Here is a 5,094-nt window from a genome sequence, read left to right on the forward strand (position 1 = left end):
CCGGGAATCTTCGCCATGCCTGTCTGCCTCCTGCCGCCGCGCCCGGGAAGGGCGGATCTCACCGGCTTCGAGGCTAACTCCCGCACCCGGACCCGGCGGACACGGCCCCCTGAGGTCCCGGGGGCACCGGATTGAGTGTCCGCTTGTCAATTTTCCTCTCGCGAGCTATATAGGAAGACGTAGTTCAGGGCATCGCACAGGTGACACTGAAGAGAGGAGTGGACTGTGATGCTCATGCGTACCGACCCCTTCCGCGAGTTCGACCGACTCGCGCAGCAGGTCCTCGGCTCCACCACCCGGCCCTCGGCCATGCCGATGGACGCCTACCGTTCGGGGGACGACTTCCTCGTCCACTTCGACCTCCCGGGCATCGACCCGGAGAGCATCGAGCTGGACGTCGAACGCAACGTTCTCAACGTGCGCGCCGAGCGTCGCTCGCCGGCCCCCGAGAACGCGGAGCCGCTGGTCGCCGAACGTCCTACCGGCACCTTCACCCGGCAGCTCTTCCTCGGCGAGACGCTGGACACGGAACGTATCGACGCGTCGTACGACGCCGGCGTCCTGACCCTGCGCATCCCGGTGGCCGAGCAGGCGAAGCCGCGCCGCATCCAGATCTCCGGCGGCGACAGCCGCAGGCAGATCAGCAGCTGACCCCGGCACCCCACAGGGCGTCCCGCGGACCCCGGTCGTCCCCCTCGGCCGTCCGCGGGGCGCGCCCCCATGCCGGTCCGTCCAGGTGAAAGGAGCCGCCACATGACCACGCTGACCCCGCACGACCCCGCCCCCGCCACCCCCGCAACGGCGATCCCGGCCCCGGCCGCGGGCCGTGACCGCATCCGCCACCACCCCCGCCACCGCCGCCATCATGCCACCGGCTGGCGCGAACTGATCGACGCCGTGCGGGAGTCGGGCCAGTACCCGACGCGGGCGGAGGCGGAGAGCGTCACCCGCGTCGTCCTGTCCGCCCTGGGCGGCCATGTCGTCGGCGACGAACGCGTCGACCTGGCCCGCGCCCTGCCCGAGGAGGCGGCGAGAGTGATCGCCTCACAGATCCCCGCGCCCCGGAGCCTCACGGCGGCGGAGTTCGTCGACTCCGTGGCCGCCCGCACCGAGGGGGCGACCCCGGCCACGGCCCGCTGGGACGTCAGCTCCGTCCTGAGCGTCCTGCCCCCGCTGGTGGGCGACGCCCTGGTGACCCGCGTCCTCACCCAACTGCCTCCGGGCTACGCCCTCCTCTTCGGCCGCGCCGAACTGGCCCCGGCAGGCTGAGAGTCACCGGGTCCCGCCTCACCGCCCGGCCTCACCGTCGTCCCCGGGGCCCCGGCCCGCCGCCGTCCGCGCCCGCCGCTCCGAGAGGTACCCCGCCGAGATCGCGGACGCGGCGGCGGTGAGGCCGAACCCCGTCACGGCGGGGTTGACGTACCCGGGCACGTCGCCGTTGTCGTACCTCCCGCCGTCACTCGTCCCGCACACGAACCCGAGCGGCACGACACGCACCTCGTAGCCGGTGATCTCCACGCCCGCCGCGGCCCGTTCCTCCCACCCCGCCGTGCGGCAGGACCGGACCGGAGACGAGTCCGTACCGCCGTCCTCCGCCTCCACCACCGCCCCGAAGACGTGCAGCGGCCCCCAGACGTAGACGACGACGGCACCGGCGGCGGTCAGCGCCGCGAGCCCCCGGAGCGCGACGGAACGCTCCCTGAGCCCCGACAGCCCGTCGGCCACGGCCCCGACCCCGTACCCCACGAGCGCGAAGCAGCCGCCGACCAGAGCCAGGACGAACAGCGGAGCCAGCAGCCACACGACGGGCCTCCCGGGGGACGAAGATCGAATCCGCAGAGTCCACCAGCCCCGACCCCGCCCGACAGTGAGGGGCGCCACAGTTCCCGCAACAGCAAGGTCACAGGATCCCCCGCACGGACCGGAAACCGTTCGACGGACACCCTCCCCGCACGCCATCCTGCGAGCCACAGGCGACATCGACACGGCGACACCGGAGGACCGTTGAACCCCACCATCCGCCACATCACCATCGACTGCACGGGCGACCCCTACGACCTCGCCCGCTTCTGGAGCGCGTTGCTCGGCAGGCCCCTCGCCGACGACGACAAGCCGGGCGATCCGGAGGCCCTGATCGCGGACCCGGAGGGCGGCCCGAGCCTGCTCTTCGTCCACGGCGGCGAGGGCAAGGCCGCCAAGAACCGCCTCCACCTCGACCTGTGGCCGACGGGCCGCACCCGAGCCGAGGAGGTGGCCCGCGCCATCGGCCCCGGCGCCCGCCGACTCGCCGACCACACCCGCCCCGACGGCAAGGGCTGGGTCACCCTGGCCGACCCGGAGGGCAACGAATTCTGCATGGAGCGGGGCGAACTGCGCTGACCGCTGCGGAGCGGGCCCCGCGAGCGTACGCTCGTACGCATGGCGACGGACCACTTCGCGGGCGACCCGCGCACCAACCTCGAACGGATGCTCGCCGGCGACCTCTACATCGCCGGCGACCCGGAGATCGCCCGACGGCAGCGCCAGGCGATGCGGCTCACGGCCCGCTACCAGGCCGCCTACCTCGAGGACCCCGCCGGGGCCCGGCCGATCCTCGCCGAACTGCTCGCCTCCGCCGGTGAGGACGTCGACGTCCGCCCGCCGCTGTACGTCGACTACGGCAGCAACATCAGCATCGGCGCCCGTACGTTCGTCAACTACAACCTGACCGCCCTGGACGTCGCGCGGATCACCATCGGCGAGGACTGCCAGATCGGCCCCGGCGTCCAACTCCTCACCCCCACCCACCCCGTGGAACCGGAACCGCGCCGCGACAAACTCGAGGCCGCGCTCCCCATCACCATCGGCAACAACGTGTGGCTCGGCGGCGGAGCCATCGTCTGCCCCGGGGTGACCATCGGCGACAACTCCGTGATCGGCGCCGGCGCGGTGGTCACCAGGGACGTCCCCGCCGATGTCGTGGCCGTGGGCAACCCCGCCCGTCCGGTCCGCACCCTCTGACGGCGCGGCGCCCGCTCCATGGCCACCGGACACACGGACCCCCACCGCCGGGACCGCATCCTCGCCGCCACCCTCGACCTGATCGCCGAGGAGGGCGTCGCCGGCGTCTCCCACCGCAAGATCGCCGCCCGCGCCCAGGTCCCGCTGGGCTCGATGACGTACCACTTCACCGGCATCGACGACGTACTGCTGGAGGCGTTCACCCGCTACTCCGACCACGTGGTCACCCTCTTCGAGCAGCACCTCTCCGCCGCCGCCACCCCCGACCAGGCCCGCGAGGCCGTCACCGAGCTCATCCACACCCTCTCCGAGGGCCCCCGCCGCGACCTGATCCTCCAGCAGGAGCTCTACACCCTCGCCGCCCGCCACGAGCCCTACCGCCTCCTCTGCCAACGCTGGATGCGACGCAGCCGCGACCTCCTGGAGCACCACTTCCCCCCGCCCACGGCCCGCCGGCTCGACGCGCTCATCGAGGGCCTCACCCTCCACCGGGCCCTCGACGACACCCCGTCCGACCGCGACCTGACCCGCGAGGCGGTACGGCGCATCACGACGACGCCGTAGCGGTACCGGGGGGCGCCGCGACGGGCTCCGCGGCGTGCTCCGCGACGCCGCGACGGGCTCCGCGGAAAGAAGTCAAAAAAAACGGGGACACGATGTCGAGAACCCGCGACCGGCTCCGTCCCCCGGGTGAGCGCGACCACAATGGGCCGCACCGCACCGAGGAGAACCACCATGGCGAAGTACCTGCTGCTGAAGCACTACCGCGGCGCCCCGGCACCGGTGAACGACGCGCCGATGGACCAGTGGACGCCGGAGGAGATCTCGGCCCACATCCAGTACATGCACGATTTCGCGGCCCGGCTGGAGAAGACCGGCGAGTTCGTCGACGGCCAGGCGCTCGCGCCCGAGGGGATGTGGGTCCGGTACGACGGTGAGGGGCGCCCGCCGGTCACCGACGGCCCGTTCGCCGAGACCAAGGACCTCATCGCCGGCTGGATGGTCATCGACGTCGACAGCCAGGACCGCGCCGTCGAGCTGGCCGGGGAACTCTCGGCCGCCCCCGGGGCGGGCGGCAGGCCGATCCACGAGTGGCTCGAGCTGCGTCCGTTCTACGGCGAGTCGCCCACCATCACGGAGTGACCTCACCCATGGACGAGGCTCTGCTCCGCGGCCTCACACCGAGCGTCCTCGCCGCCCTCGTCCGCCGCGGAGCCGACTTCGCGGCGGCCGAGGACGCGGTGCAGGACGCGCTGGCGGAGGCGATCCGCGTATGGCCGGCCGACCTGCCCCGGGACCCGAAGGCCTGGCTGATCACCACGGCCTGGCGGAAGTTCCTCGACCGGACCCGCGCGGACGCCGCCCGCCGCCGGCGCGAGGACCGGGCCGACGAGGAGCCGGTACCGGGGCCGGCCACCGCCGTGGACGACACCCTCCAGCTCTACTTCCTCTGCGCCCACCCCTCCCTGACGCCCTCGTCCGCGGTCGCGCTCACCCTGCGCGCCGTCGGCGGGCTCACCACACGCCAGATCGCCCACGCCTACCTGGTGCCCGAGGCGACGATGGCCCAGCGCATCAGCCGCGCCAAGCGCACCGTCTCCCGCGTCCGCTTCGACCGCCCCGGCGACGTCGCCACCGTGCTGCGCGTCCTCTACCTGGTCTTCAAGGAGGGCTACTCCGGTGACGTCGACCTCGCCGCCGAGGCCATCCGCCTCACCCGGCAGCTCGCGGCCCGGATCGACCACCCCGAGGTGGCGGGACTGCTCGCCCTCATGCTGCTCCACCACGCCCGGCGCGCCGCCCGGACCGCGCCCGACGGCAGCCTGGTACCCCTCGCCGAACAGGACCGCGGCCGCTGGGACACCCGCCTGATCACCGAGGGCATCACGATCCTGCAGACGGCCCTCGCCCGCGACCGGCTCGGCGAGTATCAGGCCCAGGCCGCCATCGCCGCACTCCATGCCGACGCGCCCACCGCCGGGGAGACCGACTGGGTGCAGATCGTCGAGTGGTACGACGAACTCGTACGCCTGACCGGCAGCCCCGTCGTCCGGCTCAACCGCGCGGTCGCGGTCGGCGAGGCGGACGGCCCGC

Annotated in this window: 8 protein-coding genes; 7 read left to right on the forward strand and 1 reads right to left on the reverse strand. The window is 73.1% G+C overall.

The features are described 5' to 3' along the window. The first annotated feature begins 228 nt into the window (after window positions 1-228). Complete coding sequence (locus B9S61_RS01285; RefSeq protein ID WP_103540523.1) at window positions 229-651, forward strand: Hsp20/alpha crystallin family protein; 423 nt, start codon at window positions 229-231, stop codon at window positions 649-651. A 102-nt stretch (window positions 652-753) separates the two neighbouring features. Further along, window positions 754-1,269 carry a DUF2267 domain-containing protein gene (locus B9S61_RS01290; protein ID WP_103540524.1) on the forward strand — a complete coding sequence of 172 codons (516 nt, stop codon included), beginning with the start codon at window positions 754-756 and terminating at the stop codon, window positions 1,267-1,269. Between the two features lie 18 nt (window positions 1,270-1,287). On the opposite strand, the gene B9S61_RS01295 is transcribed toward B9S61_RS01290, so the two are convergent. After that, window positions 1,288-1,803 (reverse strand): hypothetical protein, encoded by a 516-nt coding sequence (locus B9S61_RS01295; protein ID WP_258039499.1) that lies wholly within the window; start codon window positions 1,801-1,803, stop codon window positions 1,288-1,290. 201 nt (window positions 1,804-2,004) lie between these two features. On the opposite strand from B9S61_RS01295, the gene B9S61_RS01300 reads away from it, so the two are divergent. From B9S61_RS01300 to B9S61_RS01320, 5 genes are all read left to right on the forward strand, one after another. Further along, window positions 2,005-2,379: a VOC family protein gene (locus B9S61_RS01300; RefSeq protein ID WP_103540525.1), complete on the forward strand. Its 375-nt coding sequence runs from the start codon at window positions 2,005-2,007 to the stop codon at window positions 2,377-2,379. Window positions 2,380-2,418: 39 nt separating this feature from the next. After that, on the forward strand, window positions 2,419-3,000 hold the full coding sequence (locus B9S61_RS01305; RefSeq protein ID WP_103540526.1) for a sugar O-acetyltransferase: 582 nt from the start codon (window positions 2,419-2,421) through the stop codon (window positions 2,998-3,000). Window positions 3,001-3,018: 18 nt separating this feature from the next. After that, a complete protein-coding gene (locus B9S61_RS01310) occupies window positions 3,019-3,564 on the forward strand; it encodes a TetR/AcrR family transcriptional regulator (RefSeq protein WP_103540527.1) in 546 nt (181 codons plus the stop codon). A gap of 171 nt (window positions 3,565-3,735) precedes the next feature. Beyond that, window positions 3,736-4,143, forward strand: coding sequence for a YciI family protein (locus B9S61_RS01315; RefSeq protein WP_103540528.1), 408 nt, complete (start codon window positions 3,736-3,738; stop codon window positions 4,141-4,143). An 8-nt stretch (window positions 4,144-4,151) separates the two neighbouring features. Further along, window positions 4,152-5,094, forward strand: a 943-nt coding sequence (locus B9S61_RS01320; RefSeq protein WP_103540529.1) for an RNA polymerase sigma factor, incomplete at its 3' end; no start/stop codon positions are given.

Source organism: Streptomyces sp. SM1, from assembly GCF_002910825.1.
Taxonomy (GTDB): domain Bacteria; phylum Actinomycetota; class Actinomycetes; order Streptomycetales; family Streptomycetaceae; genus Streptomyces; species Streptomyces okerensis.

Excerpts from the sequence above, each read along its gene's own strand:
- B9S61_RS01290 (WP_103540524.1), top strand. The coding sequence starts at position 754 with ATGACCACGCTGACCCCGCACGACCCCGCCCCCGCCACCCCCGCAACG.
- B9S61_RS01305 (WP_103540526.1), top strand. The coding sequence starts at position 2,419 with ATGGCGACGGACCACTTCGCGGGCGACCCGCGCACCAACCTCGAACGG.
- B9S61_RS01310 (WP_103540527.1), top strand. The coding sequence starts at position 3,019 with ATGGCCACCGGACACACGGACCCCCACCGCCGGGACCGCATCCTCGCC.
- B9S61_RS01285 (WP_103540523.1), top strand. The coding sequence starts at position 229 with ATGCTCATGCGTACCGACCCCTTCCGCGAGTTCGACCGACTCGCGCAG.
- B9S61_RS01315 (WP_103540528.1), top strand. The coding sequence starts at position 3,736 with ATGGCGAAGTACCTGCTGCTGAAGCACTACCGCGGCGCCCCGGCACCG.